Here is an 18264-nt window from a genome sequence, read left to right as displayed (position 1 = left end):
TCTAGTCCGCGGTCTGCAGGATTCCGGCAGGGGTGACGGGCAGCTGAGAGGTGCGGCGCAGGCGGCCCGTGCCGGGGGCGCTGACCCAGACCGCGATAGCCAGCAGGCCGTCCATAACCATGGCGAGGACTGCGACCAGCAGGGCTCCCACCAGGACCCGGTCGTAGCGGTAGACGGCGATGCCGTCGAAGATGTAGCGGCCGAGGCCGCCCAGGTTGACGAAGGCGGCGATGGTGGCGGTGGCGATAACTTGCAGGGTGGCCCCACGCAGTCCGGTGAGCAGGATCGGCAGCGCGTTGGGGACCTCGACGCGGAACAGGATCTGGCGCTCGGTCATGCCCATGGCGCGTGAGGCGTCCACGACATCGGCCGGAACATTGGCGATTCCGGCGTAGGCACCGGCCAGTAGCGGCGGAATGCCGACCGTGACGAGTGCGAGCAGCGGCGGAATCAGGCCGAGTCCGAGGCCGAGCACCAGGAAGGTGAGCAGGCCGAGGGTGGGCAGGGCGCGCATGGCATTGGCGAATCCGACCAGCAGCGCGGAACCGCGACGGGTGTGCCCGATCACCAGCCCGAGCGGGAGCGCGACGGCCGCGGAGGCGACGACGGTCAGGAAGCTGTACCAGAGGTGCTCGGCGATGCGGTGTTGGATACCGGCCGGGCCGCTCCAGTTCGCGCCGTCGGTGAAGTAGTGCCAGGCATCGATGAAAAGGTTCATGCCGCAGCGCCTTTCGCCGTCCTGGTGTCCGCGCGCGTCCACGGGGTCGCCCAGCGTCCGATGGCGTACACCAGGCGGTCGAAGATCAAGGCCAGCGCCAGCGTCACGATGATGCCCGCGACGATCTCGTCCGGATAGTCGCGCTGATAGCCCTGGGTGAAGAGTTTGCCGAGCCCGCCGACACCGATCAGCGCGCCGACCGAAACCATGGCGATATTCGTGACCACCACAACGCGCAGGCTGGAGACGAAAACCGGTATGGCCAAAGGCATATCGACGGTCACGGTGCGCCGCAGCGAACTGAAGCCGACGGCGTCGGCGGCGTCGATGACGGTGGGCGACACCGAGTCCAGTGCCGTCGGCACCGCGATCACCAGCAGCGCCGTCGAATACACGGTGAGCGCGATGATCACATTCAGCGGATCGATGGTCGAAATCCCGGCCAGCGGCGGAATAATCACGAACAGGGCCAGCGACGGAATGGTGTACGACAGGCTGGCCACCGTCACCGTGACGCGCCGCAGCCAGGAGATCCGGCGCACCAACGCGCCCACCGGAATCGCGATGATCAGCCCGAGCAGTAGCGGCACCAAGGCGAGATACAGATGGGTCCTGGTGAAACCCATGATCTCGGAGAAGTTGTCGATCAGATACTTCATACGTTTTCGGTTTCGAAGAAATGCCGATTGCGCTCGTCGTCCTCCAGCGTGCGCTGCCCGGCGAGCTGCTCGAGCACCTCGGGAGCCCGGATACCGCCGCGAGCGGCACCGGAATCGTCAACGGCGACACCGATTCCCGACGGTGAGGAGATCGCCGCGTCCAGCGCCTGCCGGAGGTCGCCGTCCGGTGGGAAGAGCGAGCCGCCCGCGGCGATGCTGTCGTGCAATGCCCGCCCGGCTCGAATGCTCTCTACGCCGGTGACATCGATCCACCCGCGCGGAACACCGGAATCGGTGACCACCAATACCCATTCGCCCGGGTCCAGCCGCAATTCGGTGAGTTCGGGTTCGGTCGCGGTGTGAATCTCGTGCAGTGTCAGGCTATCCGCACTGCGGAACGACAGTGCGCGATAGCCGCGATCGCGTCCGACGAAGCCCGCCACGAAATCTGTTGCGGGCGCGGCCAGTACGCGCTGTGGTTCGTCGTACTGCTGTAGGACGCCGCCCGGTCCGAATACCGCGATCCGGTCACCGAGTTTCACCGCCTCATCGATGTCATGGGTGACGAACACGATGGTTTTGCGCAATTCCGCTTGCAGCCGCAGCATTTCGGCCTGCAACTCCTCGCGCACCACCGGATCGACCGCGCTGAACGGTTCGTCCATCAAAAGCACCGGCGGGTCGGCGGCTAGTGCCCTGGCCACCCCGACCCGCTGCTGCTGGCCGCCGGAGAGTTGCGCGGGATACCGGTTGGCCAGCGATCGGTCCAACCCGACCCGGTCCAGCACCTCGAGTGCCGCCGCGCGGGCCGCGCGACGCCGAACTCCTTGCAGCACAGGTACGGTCGCGACATTGTCGACGACGGTGCGGTGCGGCAGGAGTCCGGCGCTCTGGATCACGTATCCGATACCGAGCCGCAACTTGACCGGATTCACCGTCGAAATATCCGCGCCGCCAACGGTGATGGTGCCCGAACTGGGAATGATCATCCGGTTGATCATGCGCATCGAGGTGGTCTTGCCGCAGCCCGACGGTCCGACGAAGACGGTGAACGAACCGGATTCGATGTGTAGATCGAGTTCGGAGACAGCGTGCGTGCCGTCCGGATAGGTCTTGCTGATACGGCTGAATTCGATATCGGACACGCTGGCTCCTACCCGGTGGGCTTGTTCAGCCCTTGGGCGGCGACCCATTGCTGTGCTGCGGCCTTGGGTTCGGTCTTGCTGCTACCGGAGACCGCCTCGTTGAGCTTCAGCAGTTCGTCGGTGGTGAGTTTCGCGGAGACCGCGTTGAGCGCGGCGAGCGCCTTATCGGTCTTCTTGGCGGAGTTGAAAAGCGGCACGACATTCTGGGCGGGGAAGTTGTGCTTCGGATCCTCCAGGACCACCAGATTGTTCTGCGCGATCGCCGGGGAGGTAGTGAAGATATTGGCCGCGGTCACCGTGCCCTCGACCAATGCGCGCACCGTCGCGGGTCCGCCGCCGTCCGCGATCGGCACGAAATTGTTCGCGGCGATATCCAGATTGTAGTTCTTCTTCAGACCGGGCAGACCGCCTGCGCGCTCTTGGAATTCGGCGGGCGCACCGAATTTCACCTCGGCCGAATGTGCGGCCAGATCGGCGATGCTGTGCAGGTTCCAGCGTTCCGCGGTGGCCTTGGTGACCACGACCGCGTCCGAGTCCTGGCCCGGGGCTGGGGTGCCGACGGCTAGATCGGAGCCCGAACCCGTGGAACCCAGTGCCTTCGTGAGGGCGGCGTCGATATCGGCGGAACTGGTCGCGGTGGCGTTCTTGTCCAAGTACTGCAGCAGGTTGCCGTTGTACTCCGGAATCACCGAGATCGCGCACTGGCGCAGTGCCGGGATATACGCTTCGCGGCTACCGATATTGAGTTTGGTGTCGACATTGAATCCGTTGGCGCGCAACACTTCCGCGTAGATATTCGCGACCGTTTCCGATTCCGGGAAGTTCGCCGAGCCGACGGTCAGCCCGTCGCCGTCGCAATTGCCCTTGGCCGCAAGCGGATCGGAGTTACCACAGGCGGACAGGATCATGGCGGCGGCCAGTGCCGCGGCGGCGACGAGAATGCGGGCGGCGCGCAGCGTCAGCCGCAGCGCGAACCGCCCGTGCCGCGCGGCATCGGGGTTGATCGTGGTTTTCACTGGAGTCCTTCCGGCATGACGGGCGGTGCGAGAAGCCGTGCTCGCACGGCCACCCGGTACATTCTGGTTGTTCATATTGCCCGCTGCATGCAGTTCCTGTTCACTACCGAAGGTTGGTGTCGCCGGATGGGGTTGGCCGCGTCGAGGCGGATGCTCGCACGGATCGTGGTCGTCACGGCCGTCGGGCTGGCCGTTTCCTGTGGAAGCGACAATCCGGGCCCGACGATAGCGGTCGGCGCGGGCGATTCGATGGAATCAAATCTGCTTGCGCAAATTTATGCGGGCGCGTTGGCGCGGACCGGTGCGCGCACCTCGGTCACCGCCGATCTCGGTAGTCGGGCGGACTATCTGGCCGCACTGGATGCGGGCACGGTGACGGTGGTCGGCGAGCACAGCGGCGAACTGCTCACCTTCCTGAATGCCGATGCGCAGGCGCGTAAGCCCGAGGTGACGACCGAGGTGGCGGACAAGTCCGCACCCGTTCGGCTGTCGGTGACCGAGGAGTTGAACCGGTCGCTGCCGGAAGGGCTGGCGGTCTCCGATCCGGCCGACGGCACGGATATGCGAGCCCGGGTGCTGCTGACCGAAGCCGCGGGCAAGGAGGTCCGGTCGCTCGGCGCGCTCGCACCGCGCTGTGGCGAAATCCAGGCGGGGGTGGCGTCGGTGCCGGGTGTGCTGCAAACGGCGGCGCCCGTGCGGATTGCCGGTTGTGACTTCGCCGGTACCAGGCCCTATCCCGACGCGACTGCGCTGCGAAAGGCACTGCTGGACGGCGAAATCCAGGCCGGAATCCTGACCGGTCCGCCCGTGCTGACCCCCGGTGCGACCGATGGGCTGACGGTCCTCGCCGATAACGACTACGCGGTGCGAGCCGAGAATGTGCTTGCGGTCTACCGCAAAGGTCTGCTGGATGATCGGCAGATCAAGAAGCTGAACTACGTCGCGGGTGAGCTCACGACCGATGAGTTGGCGGAGATGATCCGCAAGGTCCGTGAAGGTGCCGCTGCCGCGGAGGTGGCGCGCACCTGGTTGGACAACCACGCGCTCTAGCAAATCATCTGGTCACGACGGCCCGAGCGATTACGCTCGGGCCGTTTGCTATGTCGCCGATCACATTTCCGTTCGATACTGCGGTCTTGTGGGCGGACTGTTCCGCACCGTATATTCCACGTGGAGTATTTGATGCGGAGTATGTCGGTGGCCGTGGCTATCGTGCTCCGGGAATTCGATCTCGCATCCACGAGCGTTGTGCAGGAGGTGACCGAAAATGGGGCAGCACGCGCGCCTGGCGGTGACGCCATTGGCGATCGCCGTGCTCGCGCTGCTCGACGAGCGGCCCATGCATCCCTACGAGGCGTATCAACTGCTGATCGCCCGTCGGGAGGACATCTTGGTGAAGGTGCGGCCGGGCTCGCTGTATCACACGGTGACGCGGTTGGCCGACCAAGGAATGGTGCAGGCCGAGGGAGTCGACCGGGACGGGAATCGGCCGGAGCGAACCACCTACCGGATCACCGAAAGCGGCCGGGAGACATTGCGTTCCCGGGTCGCCGAGATCCTGCGCAATCCCGGGCGGGAATACCCGGTATTCCCGGTCGCGCTCGCGGAAGCGCACAACCTGCCCGCGCCGGAAGTGCTCGCGCTACTGCGGGAGCGGGTCGAGCGATTGGCGCAGGACCTCGCCGATATCGACATGATGAGCCAGTGGGCAGGTATACACGCCGTGCCGCGGCGCTACTGGATCGTGCTCCCGTACCTGCATGCCACCATCGCCGCCGAGATTGCGTGGGTCGGCAACCTGATCTCCGAACTGGACAGCGGCGAGATGGAATGGGACGAATTCGACCCCGCCACCGGCGCCCGCATAACCGAACATCAGCACCCCTGGTCCGACCAGGAACATTCCGAACCACCCCCGGTGCCGCGCCGCTGGAACGAGGCCAGTGCGTGACCGCCCTGATGTGTACCGGTGTGCGCACGCCCTCCGGAACAGACATCCGAGATAGGAACCAAATCCATGACCACACAACGTAATCCGTGGCTAGCGCTGGCCGCGCTGGTCGTCGGCTTCTTCATGATCCTGCTGGATATGACCATCGTCGCGGTCGCGAATCCGGCGATCATGAAGGATATGCAGGCCGACATCTCCCAGGTCATCTGGGTGACCAGCGCGTACTTGCTGACCTATGCGGTGCCGCTGTTGGTCACCGGTCGGCTCGGCGATCGCTACGGGCCCAAGAACCTGTACCTGATCGGTCTGGCCGTATTCACCGCCGCCTCGCTGTGGTGCGGTCTGTCCGGATCGATCGCCATGCTGATCGCCGCGCGGGCAGTCCAGGGGCTCGGCGCCGCGCTGATGACGCCGCAGACTATGGCGGTGATCACCAGGACCTTCCCGCCGGATAAACGCGGTGCGGCCATGGGTCTATGGGGCGGTGTCGCGGGTCTCGCCACGCTGGTCGGCCCGATCCTCGGCGGTGTGCTGGTCGACGGGCTCGGCTGGGAGTGGATCTTCATCGTCAATGTTCCGGTCGGCATCGTCGCGTTCGCGTTCGCGGTCTGGCTGGTTCCGGTGCTGCCGACGCATGAGCACAAGTTCGATATCCCGGGTGTGGTGCTGAGCGGTATCGGTCTGTTCCTGCTGGTCTTCGGTATCCAGGAGGGCAATACCTACGACTGGTCGCTGCGCATCTGGCTGATGATCGGCGCGGGTGTTGTTGTGCTCGCGGTGTTCCTGGTGAATCAGTCGCGCAATACCGGTGAGCCGCTGCTGCCATTGGGGCTGTTCCGTGATCGCAACTTCGCGATGTCGAATGTGGCCATCGCGGCCATGGGCGCCGCGGTCACCTCGTTGATGGTGCCGGCGTACTTCTACCTGCAGGCGGTGCGGGAGTTGTCACCGACCAAGTCCGCCTTGGCATTCGCCCCGATGGCGATCGTCACCGGCGTTTTCGCGCCGATCATCGGCAAGGTCTCCGACAGGCTGCACCCGCGTCTCGTGCCGACCATCGGATTCATCGGATTCTCGGCCTCGATCTTCTGGTTCGCCGCAGTGATGACACCGCATTCCTCATTGGTGTGGTTCATGCTCTCGGGCGCGCTGGCCGGTTTCGCCAACGCCTGCATCTGGGCGCCACTGGCTTCCACTGCCACGCACAACCTGCCGGTCCAGCTGGCCGGTGCGGGTGCGGGTGTCTACAACACGACCCGTCAGGTGGGTTCGGTACTCGGTAGCGCCGCGATCAGCGCTTTGGTCGCGTCCCGCATGAGCGCAAATGGCCTCGGCGGCGGCAAGGTCTCCGAAGGCGGTGCGGGCCAAGGGCCCATCCCCGAATTCGTCAAGGACGCCTTCAGCACCGCCCTCAGCCAAGCCATCCTGCTCCCCGCGGGCATCCTCCTGATCGGTGTAATCGCCTCGGCCCTCTTCATCCGGCACGGCCAATCCGCCGCATCCGGCCCGAAGACCAACCTGGCCAAGGCCGACACCGTCGGCGTCTGAGTTCTGTGTGCCCCGTGCGTAATTCGCGCACGGGGCACACTCGTCAGCGGATCAGTTCGGCGAGTCGACTCCAGTCGAACCGCGCCGGATCGGCAGATCGATGATCGTCTCCGCTTCAGCCGACGGTGACAGTGGTGGATGGATATCCGGTGGCGCCGTCGGGGACTACGGGGGCGCGGGCTTCGGTTTGAGTTTCGCCGGTGCCGTCGGTGGCGCGGGCGCGGATGGTGTGGGGGCCCGGGGTGGCGTTCCACTCGTAGACCCATTGGCGCCAGGTGTCGATGGATTGCTCGGTGGACAGGCGGGCGGGTTGCCATGGGCCGTCGTCGATTTGGACTTCGACGGCCCGGATGCCGCGGTGTTGGGCCCAGGCGACGCCGGCAATAGCGGTGCGGCCCGGTTGCAGTTCGGCGCGGGCGCGCGGGGTGTCGATGCGGGTGCCGGTTTTGATGGGGCCGTAGGCGGACCAGCCGCGACGGGTCCAGTAGGCGGTGGCCCGGTCGAAGCGGGTGATCTCCAGTTCGGTCACCCATTTGGTGGCGGAGACGTAGCCGTAGAGGCCGGGAACGACCAGTCGGGCCGGATAGCCGTGTGCGACCGGGAGGGGTTCGCCGTTCATGCCGACGGCGAGCAGTGCATCGCGGCCGTCGGTGAGTACGGCCAGCGGACTGCCCGCGGTGAAGCCGTCGATGCTGTGCGACAGGACCATATCGGCATCCGGATGGGGTCCGGCCTCGGCGAGCAGCTCGCCCAAGCGGTAGCCGCGCCAGCTTGCATTGCCGATCAGATCGCCACCGACCGGATTCGATACACAGGCCAGCGTCACCAGTGTCTCGACCGGCGTGCGTTTGGCGAGATCGTCCCAGCTGAGCTGGATTTCGTGATCCACCATCCCGTGGATCCGCAACGACCAATCGTCAACGGATACTTGCGGCACGATCAGCGCGGTATCGATCCGATAGAAGTCGCTATTGGACGTCAGATACGGCGTCAGCCCCGGCAATTTCAAATCCGCATCGGGTGCGAGCGAAACGGCTGGCCCACTCGGCTCCGGCAACTGAATCGCCGCCCGCTCACCGGAGACATCCCGCCGCTGTGCCCCGATCAGCCGCCCGCCCACCCCACTGAGCAACGCCAGCCCACCCGTAATCGCAATGCCCCGCAACACCTGTCGCCGCTGCGCCCCCGAAGCCGAAGGTTCCTTCTCGGCCGCCGCTGCGGTCGAACGGGCCGCCGTCCCTGCGCTGCTCGACGCTAGTTCTTCAGCCGTGACCGTTTCGCCGCCGGATGCGGCCTTCGGTGCGACGCCCACCGGCGCGGCGGCCGCTGCGTCGTCGATGCGGGAGGTCAGGATGCGGAGGGCGTAAATGCCTGCGGCGACGCCGATTACGGTGGGCCAGGCGGCGGAGAGTCCGGTGCGGCCGAAGGCGATGGCCGCGGTGAGCAGGCCGAGGGCGGCCAGGAGCCAGGACCCTCGCGGGTGATCTGTTCGTTCGATGGCTCCGATGAATCCGGCGACCAGCACCGCCACGAGTGCCATACAGACGAACAAGAGGGTCTTGTCATTGGTGCCGAAGGTTTGGATGACCCATTCGCGCAGGCCGTCCGGGGTGTGGTCGATGACGGTGGAGCCGAGAGCGTTGGGGGGTGCGCTGTCGGGGCCGACGAAGGCGGCCACGAGCTCGGACGCGCCGAGTGCCAGACCGGCGGCGACAATGCCGGCCGCCACCCGAAAGCGCAGTTCAGCCATGGTCCGAGCCTACTGCCGAGTGCGGTCGGGGAGTATGACCATTCGGTGACGTGAACGTCAGTCCGCGGACTTGTGCCGCTGGTAGTACCGGGCGACGCGGACCCGGTTGCCGCAGCGTTCGGGTGAGCACCAGCGACGGCGCGGGTGTGCGGGCAGGAACAGCAGAACGCAGTCGTCGGCCTCGCAGCGCTTCAGCTTGCCAATCGATGGATCGGTGAGCAGGTCGGCGACGGCTTCGGCCAGGACGGCGGCCAGCCTCTCTGCCGCCGTGCCAGTGCGACGCACGGTCGCGATCACCGCATCGCCGCCCCACTCGAGCTGTCGGATCGCGGGCGCGGCGGCCTGTGCGGCATTCAGTTCGCGCAATGCATCGATGGGTGGGCGACGATCGTGGAGCAGTGCGTCGAGGACGGCGCTGCTGTGGTCGCGCACCGAATGAACGGCGGCGAGGTCGGCGGAAGTGGGGTGTGCAACCGCCAGCTCCGGGTGCCGTTCGGCCTGCAGCGCAAGCCAATTCGCGAGGTCCTCCGGGGTTGCCAGCAGATCGACATCGGTCGGCCGGGTATTGACCAGGTCCAACGCCAACGGCTCGCCGATCAGCAGAGCTTCACTCATGGCTCTAATGCTACATGGAGCAGTTGACACATTAGGAGTCGATAGGCTAGAACTAATGCAACATCACGTAAAGAAAGCATGTGAAGCCATGATCGAGTTGCCGGCCATCCACCACCGCCACATCGATGTCGACGGCGTCGAGGTCCACTACCGCGAATCGGTCCCCAACCGCGCGGACGCTCCGGTGCTATTGCTGCTGCACGGTTTTCCGTCGGCCTCGCACCAGTTCCGCAGGCTCTTCGATGTGCTCGGCGCGCAGTACCGGCTGCTCGCCCCGGACTACCCGGGCTTCGGAAACACCACCGCACCAGCCGATTTCGACTACTCGTTCGAGCGATTGGCCGATGTCGTCGAGGGTTTCGTCGAAGGGCTGGAACTGCGCGAGTTCGCCATGTATGTCTTCGATTTCGGCGCTCCGGTCGGCTTCCGCATCGCGCTGCGCCACCCCGAGTGGGTCAACGGCCTGATAGTCCAGAACGGCAATGCCTACGAGGCGGGACTGTCGGACCTCGCTCGCGACTTCACCGCACTGCGGCCCGAGGACGAAGGAGCGGAAGACACGATTCGCGGTCTGCTCACACTGGAAGGAACCCGCGGCCAGTACGAGCAGGGCGTCCCCGACCCGACCGTGCTCAGCCCCGAATCGTGGATCCTGGATCAGTACTTCCTCGACCTGCCCGGCCGCAAAGAGGCCCAGGCAGCCCTCGCCTTCGACTACAAGTCGAATGTCGCTGCCTACCCCGAATGGCAGCAGTGGCTGCGCAAGTACACCCCGCCTACCCTCATCGTCTGGGGCTCGAACGACCCCTTCTTCCCCGAGCCCGGCGCGCACGCCTATCTCGCAGACCTCCCGGACGCCGAGCTGCACGTCTTCGATACGGGCCACTTCGCGTTGGAGACACACCTATCCGAGATCGCGCCGCTCATCGCCGGTTTCCTGGATCGGACCAGGTGACCAGCCGAAAGCAAAGGCGCCGCCCGCAACTCGCGGACGGCGCCTCGCAAAATCAGCGTCAGCTGTAGATCTTCTCCACCTCGGACGCGTACTGCTTCATCACCACGGCCCGCTTCAGCGACATCTTCGGCGTCAGCTCACCGGTCTCCTGCGTCCAGTCGACGGGCAGGATGCGGATCTTCTTGATCGCCTCGGCATGCGAGACCTTCTTATTGGTATCCGCGACCGCCGCATTGATCTCCGCGACCAGCGCCGGATTCTCGATCACCTGCTCGATCGGGGTCTCGACGGGCAGGTTGTTGCGTTCCTTCCAGCCCGGCAGGGCCTCCGGATCGAGGGTGATCAGCGCGCCGACGAAGGGCTGTCCGTCGCCGACCACCATTACCTGGCTGATCAGCGGGTGGGCCCGCAGCGAATCCTCCATCAGACCGGGGGAGACGTTCTTACCGCCCGCGGTGACGATGATTTCCTTCTTGCGGCCGGTAATGGTGACGTACCCGTCGCCATCGACAGCGCCCAGGTCACCGGTCTTGAACCAGCCGTCCGTGAACGCTTCCTCGGTGGCCTCGGCATTGCCCCAGTAACCGTTGAAGACAACCGATCCGCGCAGCAGCAGTTCGCCGTCTTCGGCGATCTTGACCGCATGGCCCTCGATCGGCTTGCCGACCGAGCCGACGCGAATATTGCCGGGAGTGTTCACGGTGACGGCCGCGGTGGTCTCGGTGAGGCCGTAACCCTCGTAGATGGTGACGCCGACGCCGCGGAAGAAGTGGCCGAGGCGCGCACCGAGCGGTCCGCCGCCGGAGACCGCCGCCTCACACTGACCGCCGAGCGCGACCCGCAGCTTGCTGTAGACGAGCTTGTCGAAAACCGTGTGCTTGAGCTTGAGTACCAGGCCGGGACCACCGTTGTCGAGGGCCTGGCTGTAGGCGATGGCGGTATCGGCGGCCGCGTCGAAGATCTTGCCCTTGCCGCCGTCGTGAGCCTTCTGCTTGGCGCTGTTGAACACCTTCTCGAACACGCGAGGCACCGCGAGGATGAAGTGCGGGCGGTAGCTGCCGAACTGTTCGACCAAGGTGGACCAGTCGGCGGTGAACGCGACGATCACCTTGGCGTCGAATGCGGCCAGCGTGACGGCACGCGCGAACACGTGCGCCAGCGGCAGGAACATCAGCGTCTTCTTGCCCTCGGCGACGTACCTGTTCAGCGCGATCCGGTCGGACTTCGACTCCGCGTACAGATTCGAATGCGAGAGCATGACGCCTTTGGGGCGGCCGGTGGTGCCCGAGGTGTAGATCAGGGTGGCCGGGGACTTGGCATTGACCTCGGCGCGGCGCGCGTGCACGGTCGCGTCCTCGAGGTCGGCGCCGCGCGCGATCAGATCGTCGACGGCGCCTTTGTCGATCTGCAGGGTCTCCTTCAGATCCGGCAGCGCGCCCGCCTCGATCTCATCGATGACCTTGCGGTGCTTATCGCTGTCGACCACCAGCAGCTTGGTGGCGGAGTCCTGCAGGATCCACTTGGCCTGTTCGGCGGCCGAGCTGTCGTAGATGGCGACGGTGCAACCGCCGGCGGCCCAGATGGCGAAGTCGAGCAGCACCCACTCGTAGCGGGTCGGGGCCATGATGGCGACGCGATCGCCGAGCTCGAGACCGGAGGCGATGAGGCCCTTGGCCACATCGGTGACCGTCTTGGCGAATTCCGCGGCCTTGATTTCCCGCCAGCCGCCACCTTCGGTGACGTTGAACAGCACCGCGCCGGGCGACTGCTCGGCATGCCGGAAGACGTTATCGGAATTGTTCGCATCTTCCGGGACGGTGTAGGAAGCCGGGGCTTCGAACTCTCGCATCAGTGCCCTTCCACGTGGGTTTACTCGCCAGTAATCTACGACACCTGTGACCGGGACGTCACTCCGGCCACCGGAAAACCGGGCCGGTTCGACATCGGCGGACGGGTCAGCGTCCGGCCGGGCCCGGGCGGGGCGGCGTCGATTTTGTATTCACGCGCTTGAACGAGCGCAGGTGAGGCACTCTCTATCCTATGTCGCGCAGCGTGACCGGCTGGATGGCTTCCCGTAGGAAATCGGCCAATTCGGTCAGCGCCGCCGCGGCCGGTCCGACCAGCGCGGCCTGCAGTTGCGCGACGTGCCATAGCCCCTTGCTCTCGGTGAACCTGGCATGCACACCCGCTGTCCGCAGCGCGGCGACGAACTCCACACATTGCGCATGCAGCAGTTCGCTGACATCGACCTGTACATACGTCGGCGGCAAACCTCGCAGTTCACCGTGCAGCGGTGCGTAGCCGGTGTCCTTGCCGTCCCCGTCGCCGAGATAGGCCGCGGCGCATGCGCGCGACCACGGCCGGTTGATCACCAGATCGCGGAACTTGTCCGGGACCTGATTCGGATCCACCCACGGTGCGATCAGGCCGAGCGCGGCCGGGGTGTAGCCGTGTTCGGCGATGAGCCGCTGTGCGGTGGCCAGCGATAGCCCGCCGCCCGCCGAATCACCCGACAGCGCAATCTGTTCGGGGCGGTAACCGATATTGCCGACCAGTTCCAGGAATGCCGATTCGGCGTCCTCGAGTCCGGCCGGGAACGGGTGCTCCGGCGCCAGTCGGTAGTCGAGAACATAGACGGTGCAGCCGGTTTCGTGCGCCAGCCGGGCGGCCAGCGAACGGTGCGTCGCCGGCGATCCGACCGCGTAGCCGCCGCCGTGCAGGTAGAGCACCGCGCCTGCGTTCGGATTGGGCCTGGCCGAGCCTGCGGTGATTCTTTCCGCGGGTCGCCCGCCTAGCCTGAGCCGGTGCACGGTTGTGCCCGATGGCAAAAACTGTGCGCGCGAACCGATATCGAGCAGCAGCCGCTGCATCTGCCAGGGCAGTCGCGCGTTCAGTGAGACCCGGAAAATCGGACTCAGCAGCGCTCGCGCGACGGGTAGCGGAATGTTGATGTCACGCATAGGTTTTCCTCGATTCCCTGCGCTGGTTCAGGGTAGGAAGGGACGGTTCACCGCGGCGGCGATGCGCTGGTAGCCGGAGGCGGTGACCCGGACGAACAGGTCGAGCACCTTGGCCTCCCAACCGATCAGCACGCGACCGTGTCCCTTGCGGACGCCCTCGGTAATGGTCTGCGCGGCCATTTCCGGTGTGTGAATGGCCAGCTTCTTGTCGAACAGCGATGCGGCACTCTGGCTGTCGATGCCCTCGGCATAGGTGGCGTTGCGGGCGACGGCGGTCTTGATGCCGCCGGGGTGCACACAGGTCACCTTGACCGGATGCTTGCCGACCAGCATCTCCTGGCGCAGCGATTCGGTGAACCCGCGCACCGCGAATTTGGCTGCGTTATATGCACTCTGGCCCGGGACCGCGATCAGGCCGAACAGGCTGGAGACATTGACGACGTGGCCCTCGCCGGATTCGATCAGCAGCGGCAGGAAGGCCTTCGTGCCATTGACGACGCCCCAGAAGTCGACGTCCATGATGCGCTCGATGTCCTTGAACTCCGAGCGGATCACCTCGCCGTGGTAGGCGATGCCCGCGTTGTTGTAGATCTGGTGCACCTTGCCGAAGTGCGCCTTTACGGCGTCGGCGTACAGCAGCACCGCTTCGCGCTCGACCACATTCAGCCGGTCGGATTTGATTTCGGCTCCGTACGCCTCGCAGCGGCGCACCGTCTCGGCCAGGCCGTCGGTATCGATATCGGAGAGCGCGAGTTTGGCGCCGCGCCTGGCCAGGTTCTCCGCGAGGGCGCGGCCGATGCCGGAACCCGCCCCGGTGATCACACAGACCTTGCCCTTGAAGTAAGCGTCACTGCGCCCACCCGTCGCCCGACCGCCACCCCTCACGGAATCGCTTCGCGATGCGGTATTCACTGTGCCACCACTTTCAGATCGTTTCGTGCGGTGTCGACGGTCGTCGTTTCATACGCGGACACGTCGAAATTCTTGGTCAGCCTGCGGAATTCGAAGGTGAAGTCCGGCCACAGTGTGGTGTTGTTGCCGTGCTTGTCCAGGTACCAGCTGGCACAGCCGCCGGTATTCCACACGCTCTTCACCAGTTTGCCCTGCAGATCCTGGTTGTAGGCGTCCTGCGTCGCGCGCTTCACCTCGACCGTGCGCAGGCCGAGGCGATCGACGGTGGCGAGAGCGTCGGCGATGTAGTTGATCTGGGATTCGATCATGTACACCATCGAGGTGTGGCCGAGGCCGACGTTCGGGCCGAGCAGGAAGAACATATTAGGGAAGTTGGCGACGGCCGACCCCTTGTAGCCCTGCTGGCCGATCTCGTCGAACACCTCCGCCAGCGTGCGACCGTCCTTGCCCGAGATGGCGTTGTAGGTCGGCGAATCCGTGACGTGGAAGCCGGTCGCGACGATGAGTGCGTCGATTTCGCGCTCGGTGCCGTCCTTGGTGACGATGGAATTCGCGCGCACCTCGGCGATGCCGTCGGTGACCACGTCCACATTCGGGCGGGTCAGCGCCGGGTAGTAGTCGTTGGAGATCAGCATGCGCTTGCAGCCGATCCGGAAGTTCGGGGTGACCTTCTTGCGCAGCTCGGGATCCCGGATCTCCAGCTGCAGCTTGGCCTTGGCGATCAGCTCGAAGGCCTGCATCAGTGCCGGAACCTTGGCGAGGCCGACGACCTGGGTTTCGCGCGCGGCGTAGATGGCGGCGCGGGATAGTCGCTGGAAGCCCGGGATGTGCCGGAAGGCGAGACGCTCCGGCAGGGTGTACGGGCGGTCCATGCGGGGAAGCAGCCACGGCGCGGTGCGCTGGTAGACGTCCAGGTGCGCGACCTGTGCGGCGATGGACGGCACGATCTGGATGGCCGAGGCTCCGGTGCCGATGATGGCGACGCGCTTGCCCGTCAGATCGGCGTCGTGGTTCCAGCGGGCGGAGTGGAAGATCTCGCCCTCGAAACCGTTGACGCCCTTGATATCCGGGAGCGCGGGTTCGCACAGCGCGCCGACGGCGGACACCACGGTGTCGGCGGTGAAGCTGCCCCGGGTCGATTCGATATGCCACAGGTTGGTGGCGTTGTTCCAGCGGGCCGCGGTCACGTCGCAGTTGAACAGGTGCTTGTCGAGCACGTTGTACTCGCGCGCGACGCCCTGGATGTACTGCTGGATCTCGCCCTGCTTGGAGAACGAGCGCGACCAATTCGGGTTCAGCGCGAACGAGTACGAGTACAGGTGCGACGGCACATCACAGGCCGCGCCCGGGTAGGTGTTGTCGCGCCAGGTGCCGCCGACATCGCTGCCGCGTTCCAACACGAGGTAATCGTTGCGGCCCTGCTTGCTCAACCGGATCGCCAGGCCCAGACCAGCGAAACCGCTGCCGATGATGATGGTCTTGACGTGGCGGGCTGGCCGGTTGCCGACAGCTTTGTCTGTAACCTTGCGACTCATATAATCCAGACTACGGTCCTATTGAGCATGAGTCAACAGTATTGAGCAGCGTTCAGTAAGATGGGCCCGTGAGTAGTCGAGGCACCGGAGAAACTGTCAAGCGCACCCGGCTCAGCCCGGAAGAGCGCCGTCTACAACTGATCACCCTGGGCGCCAAGATGCTCGGGGACCGCGCCATCGAAGACATCTCGATCACCGAAATCGCCGGGGAAGCCGGGATCTCCCGCGGCCTGCTCTTCCACTACTTCCCGACCAAACAGGACTTCCAACTGGCGATAGTCCGCCACGCCAATGCCGAGCTACTGGAGCGCGTCGCACCCGACCGCACCCTCGGCGTATTCGAGATGCTGCGCGATTCGATCGAGCGCTACATCGAGTACGTCGGCGAGAACCGCAATTCGTACGTATCGCTGCTGCGCGGCCCGGCCAGCGTGAGCGCCGAGGTGCTTCCGCTCGTCGACCAGACCCGCAACGTCATCATCGACATCATCCTGACCGAAGTGCCCGTCGACATTCCGGACGCCGACCGTCCTCGCCTCATCCTCGCCATGCGCGGCTGGATCGCCTTCGTCGAGGAAACTACTCTCACCTGGCTCCGCCACGAAATAATCACCCGCGAGCAGTTGGTCGACCTCTTGGTCGAATCCCTACTCGCCGTGGCACTTTCGCTGAATCCCGCACTGGCCGCCGCCCTGCGTGGGTGATCTGCGGACTGTGGGCGATTCGCTCGATTGAGCACTCCTGGAAGATGTCCGCTGCGGAGTGCCACGAATTGGTGTGCTCGACGTCAGCGTGCTTCGGCAGGCGGGTGGGGGCGTTGGTGGGGATACCCTGACGTATGGGTCTGTCGCGGCGGGAGTTGTTGCGGTTCGGCACCGCTGGATCGGTTGCGGTGTTGGTGGGGGCGTCCGCGGCGAGCAGTGGGCGGTTTCGGGCGCCGCGGTGGTTGGGGGATCCGTTCACGTTGGGGGTGGCTTCGGGGGAGCCGCTGCCGGATGGGGTGGTGTTGTGGACGCGGCTCGCGCCGGATCCGCTGGCGCCGGACGGGCTCGGGGGGATGGCACAGCATCCGGTCACCGTGGAGTACGAGGTCGCGCACGACGAACAGTTTCAGCAGGTGGTTGCCCGGGGGGCAGCGGTCGCGACGCGCGAACTCGCGCATTCCGTGCATCCCGAAGTGCGCGGATTGGAGCCGAATCGCTGGTACTTCTATCGATTTCGCGCGGGCTCGGCAATTTCGCCGATCGGTCGCACCCGAACGGCTCCGCCGCTCGGGCAGCCCACTGCGCGCATGCGATTCGCGTTCGCATCCTGTCAATCGTGGGCCTCCGGCTACTACACCGCCTATGAGCATATGAGCGCCGAAGACCTCGATCTGGTTGTGCACCTTGGTGACTACATCTACGAAAGGGGCTGGAACCGCGGCCGCGAGGGGATGTCGGTGGAGCCGTACCTGGCCGCTGAAGCGGTCGATCTACCCGGCTACCGGCTGCGCTACGCCCAGGCCAAGGCCGAACAACCGTTGCGCGCCGCGCACGCCGCCTTTCCCTGGCTCGTCACCTTCGACGACCACGAGATCGACAACAACTGGTCCGCCGATAACCCCGGCCTCGGTCTCGACATCTACCGCATCCCCGCCCTGTTCCGCCGCCGCAAAGCCGCCGCCTTCCAAGCGATGTACGAACATCAGCCACTGCGCATCGAGGCCCTGCCGTCCGGCCCGACCATGCGCATCCACCGCCGCTACACCTTCGGCGACCTCGCCGACATCACCATGCTCGACACCCGCCAATACCGCACCGGAGGGACCTGCGGTAAGGGCAATATCGGCGACGATTGTCCCGACCGACTCTCGCCCGACCGCTCGATATTAGGTGCACCACAACGAAATTGGCTGCTCGACGGCCTCACCCACTCCACCGTCCGCTGGCAGATCCTCGGCAACCAGGTGGCCATGGCGAAATCCGACTATGACCCCGGCCCCGGTACCAATTTCGGCACCGACGCCTGGGACGCCTACGTAGCCGACCGCAACACCGTTCTCGCCACCGCCGCCGCTCGTGATATCCACAACCTCGTCGTCATCACCGGCGACCGCCACCACAACTACGCCGCCGACCTCCGGCCCGACTACACCACCCCCGAATCCCCCGTCGTAGCAGCCGAATTCACCGGCACATCGATAACAACCGGCGGCGACGGCACCGATGTCAACCCCACCGGCCGCAACCTCCTTGTCGCCAACCCGGATATGAAATTCTTCAACTCCCAACGCGGATACGTCCGAGTGGAATTCGACCATTCGGTGTGGCGCACCGACTTCCGCGTCGTCCCCTATGTTCGCCGCCCCGGCGCCCCGATCCGCACCCGCGCGAGTTTCGTTGTGCAAGACCGGATCCCGGGTGTGGTTGAGACATCGCGCCCCAGCGAGCACACCGATCAGGCCGCTGATCCTCGAACGGCAGGTCCGGCACCGCGGTAAGCCGTAGGTTTGTTGCTG

At 65.5% G+C, this 18264-nt stretch carries 16 protein-coding genes; 6 read left to right on the top strand and 10 right to left on the bottom strand.

Annotated features, from left to right (window positions below; translation table 11 throughout):
- Window position 1: 1 nt before the first annotated feature.
- The 4 genes from OIE68_RS24955 to OIE68_RS24940 are packed head-to-tail and all read right to left on the bottom strand — an operon-like array spanning window position 2 to window position 3478.
- Window positions 2-718, bottom strand: a complete 717-nt coding sequence (locus OIE68_RS24955) for an ABC transporter permease (protein ID WP_327093524.1) — start codon at window positions 716-718, stop codon at window positions 2-4.
- Window positions 715-1377, bottom strand: a complete 663-nt coding sequence (locus OIE68_RS24950) for an ABC transporter permease (protein ID WP_327093523.1) — start codon at window positions 1375-1377, stop codon at window positions 715-717. Before OIE68_RS24950 ends, OIE68_RS24955 begins: the two co-directional genes overlap by 4 nt.
- Complete coding sequence (locus OIE68_RS24945) at window positions 1374-2522, bottom strand: ABC transporter ATP-binding protein (RefSeq protein WP_327093522.1); 1149 nt, start codon at window positions 2520-2522, stop codon at window positions 1374-1376. Before OIE68_RS24945 ends, OIE68_RS24950 begins: the two co-directional genes overlap by 4 nt.
- 8 nt (window positions 2523-2530) lie before the next feature.
- A complete protein-coding gene (locus OIE68_RS24940) occupies window positions 2531-3478 on the bottom strand; it encodes an ABC transporter substrate-binding protein (protein ID WP_419150796.1) in 948 nt (315 codons plus the stop codon).
- Window positions 3479-3625: 147 nt separating this feature from the next.
- Between OIE68_RS24940 and OIE68_RS24935 the strand changes: the two genes are divergently transcribed.
- The 3 genes from OIE68_RS24935 (at window position 3626) to OIE68_RS24925 (ending at window position 7037) form a co-directional block, all read left to right on the top strand.
- Complete coding sequence (locus OIE68_RS24935) at window positions 3626-4588, top strand: glycine betaine ABC transporter substrate-binding protein (protein WP_327093521.1); 963 nt, start codon at window positions 3626-3628, stop codon at window positions 4586-4588.
- Between the two features lie 217 nt (window positions 4589-4805).
- Window positions 4806-5489: a PadR family transcriptional regulator gene (locus OIE68_RS24930; protein ID WP_327093520.1), complete on the top strand. Its 684-nt coding sequence runs from the start codon at window positions 4806-4808 to the stop codon at window positions 5487-5489.
- Between the two features lie 66 nt (window positions 5490-5555).
- Window positions 5556-7037, top strand: coding sequence for a DHA2 family efflux MFS transporter permease subunit (locus tag OIE68_RS24925; protein ID WP_327093519.1), 1482 nt, complete (start codon window positions 5556-5558; stop codon window positions 7035-7037).
- A 115-nt stretch (window positions 7038-7152) separates the two neighbouring features.
- On the opposite strand, the gene OIE68_RS24920 is transcribed toward OIE68_RS24925, so the two are convergent.
- Window positions 7153-8787 (bottom strand): molybdopterin-dependent oxidoreductase, encoded by a 1635-nt coding sequence (locus tag OIE68_RS24920; RefSeq protein WP_327093518.1) that lies wholly within the window; start codon window positions 8785-8787, stop codon window positions 7153-7155.
- 57 nt (window positions 8788-8844) lie between these two features.
- On the bottom strand, window positions 8845-9402 hold the full coding sequence (locus OIE68_RS24915; protein WP_327093517.1) for a CGNR zinc finger domain-containing protein: 558 nt from the start codon (window positions 9400-9402) through the stop codon (window positions 8845-8847).
- Window positions 9403-9490: 88 nt separating this feature from the next.
- Between OIE68_RS24915 and OIE68_RS24910 the strand changes: the two genes are divergently transcribed.
- The gene (locus OIE68_RS24910; protein WP_327093516.1) at window positions 9491-10357 is read left to right on the top strand and encodes an alpha/beta hydrolase; all 867 of its coding nucleotides are present in this window, start codon (window positions 9491-9493) and stop codon (window positions 10355-10357) included.
- Window positions 10358-10415: 58 nt separating this feature from the next.
- Here the strand turns inward: OIE68_RS24910 and OIE68_RS24905 are convergent, their stop codons facing one another.
- From OIE68_RS24905 to OIE68_RS24890, 4 genes are all read right to left on the bottom strand, one after another.
- On the bottom strand, window positions 10416-12206 hold the full coding sequence (locus tag OIE68_RS24905) for a long-chain fatty acid--CoA ligase (protein WP_327093515.1): 1791 nt from the start codon (window positions 12204-12206) through the stop codon (window positions 10416-10418).
- A 184-nt stretch (window positions 12207-12390) separates the two neighbouring features.
- On the bottom strand, window positions 12391-13317 hold the full coding sequence (locus tag OIE68_RS24900; RefSeq protein ID WP_327093514.1) for an alpha/beta hydrolase: 927 nt from the start codon (window positions 13315-13317) through the stop codon (window positions 12391-12393).
- Between the two features lie 27 nt (window positions 13318-13344).
- Complete coding sequence (locus tag OIE68_RS24895; protein WP_327093513.1) at window positions 13345-14202, bottom strand: SDR family NAD(P)-dependent oxidoreductase; 858 nt, start codon at window positions 14200-14202, stop codon at window positions 13345-13347.
- Window positions 14203-14225: 23 nt separating this feature from the next.
- Window positions 14226-15764 (bottom strand): NAD(P)/FAD-dependent oxidoreductase, encoded by a 1539-nt coding sequence (locus tag OIE68_RS24890; RefSeq protein ID WP_327093512.1) that lies wholly within the window; start codon window positions 15762-15764, stop codon window positions 14226-14228.
- 68 nt (window positions 15765-15832) lie between these two features.
- Here OIE68_RS24890 and OIE68_RS24885 point away from each other — a divergent pair, with 68 nt between their 5' ends.
- Together OIE68_RS24885 and OIE68_RS24880 are read left to right on the top strand one after the other, a co-directional pair.
- Window positions 15833-16468, top strand: coding sequence for a TetR/AcrR family transcriptional regulator (locus tag OIE68_RS24885; RefSeq protein ID WP_327093511.1), 636 nt, complete (start codon window positions 15833-15835; stop codon window positions 16466-16468).
- 134 nt (window positions 16469-16602) lie between these two features.
- Complete coding sequence (locus tag OIE68_RS24880; RefSeq protein WP_327093510.1) at window positions 16603-18246, top strand: alkaline phosphatase D family protein; 1644 nt, start codon at window positions 16603-16605, stop codon at window positions 18244-18246.
- The last annotated feature ends 18 nt before the right edge of the window (window positions 18247-18264 follow it).

Origin of the sequence: Nocardia vinacea, assembly GCF_035920345.1 — a bacterium.
Lineage (GTDB): Bacteria > Actinomycetota > Actinomycetes > Mycobacteriales > Mycobacteriaceae > Nocardia > Nocardia vinacea_A.
This window is presented reverse-complemented; position numbering and strand designations above follow the sequence as displayed.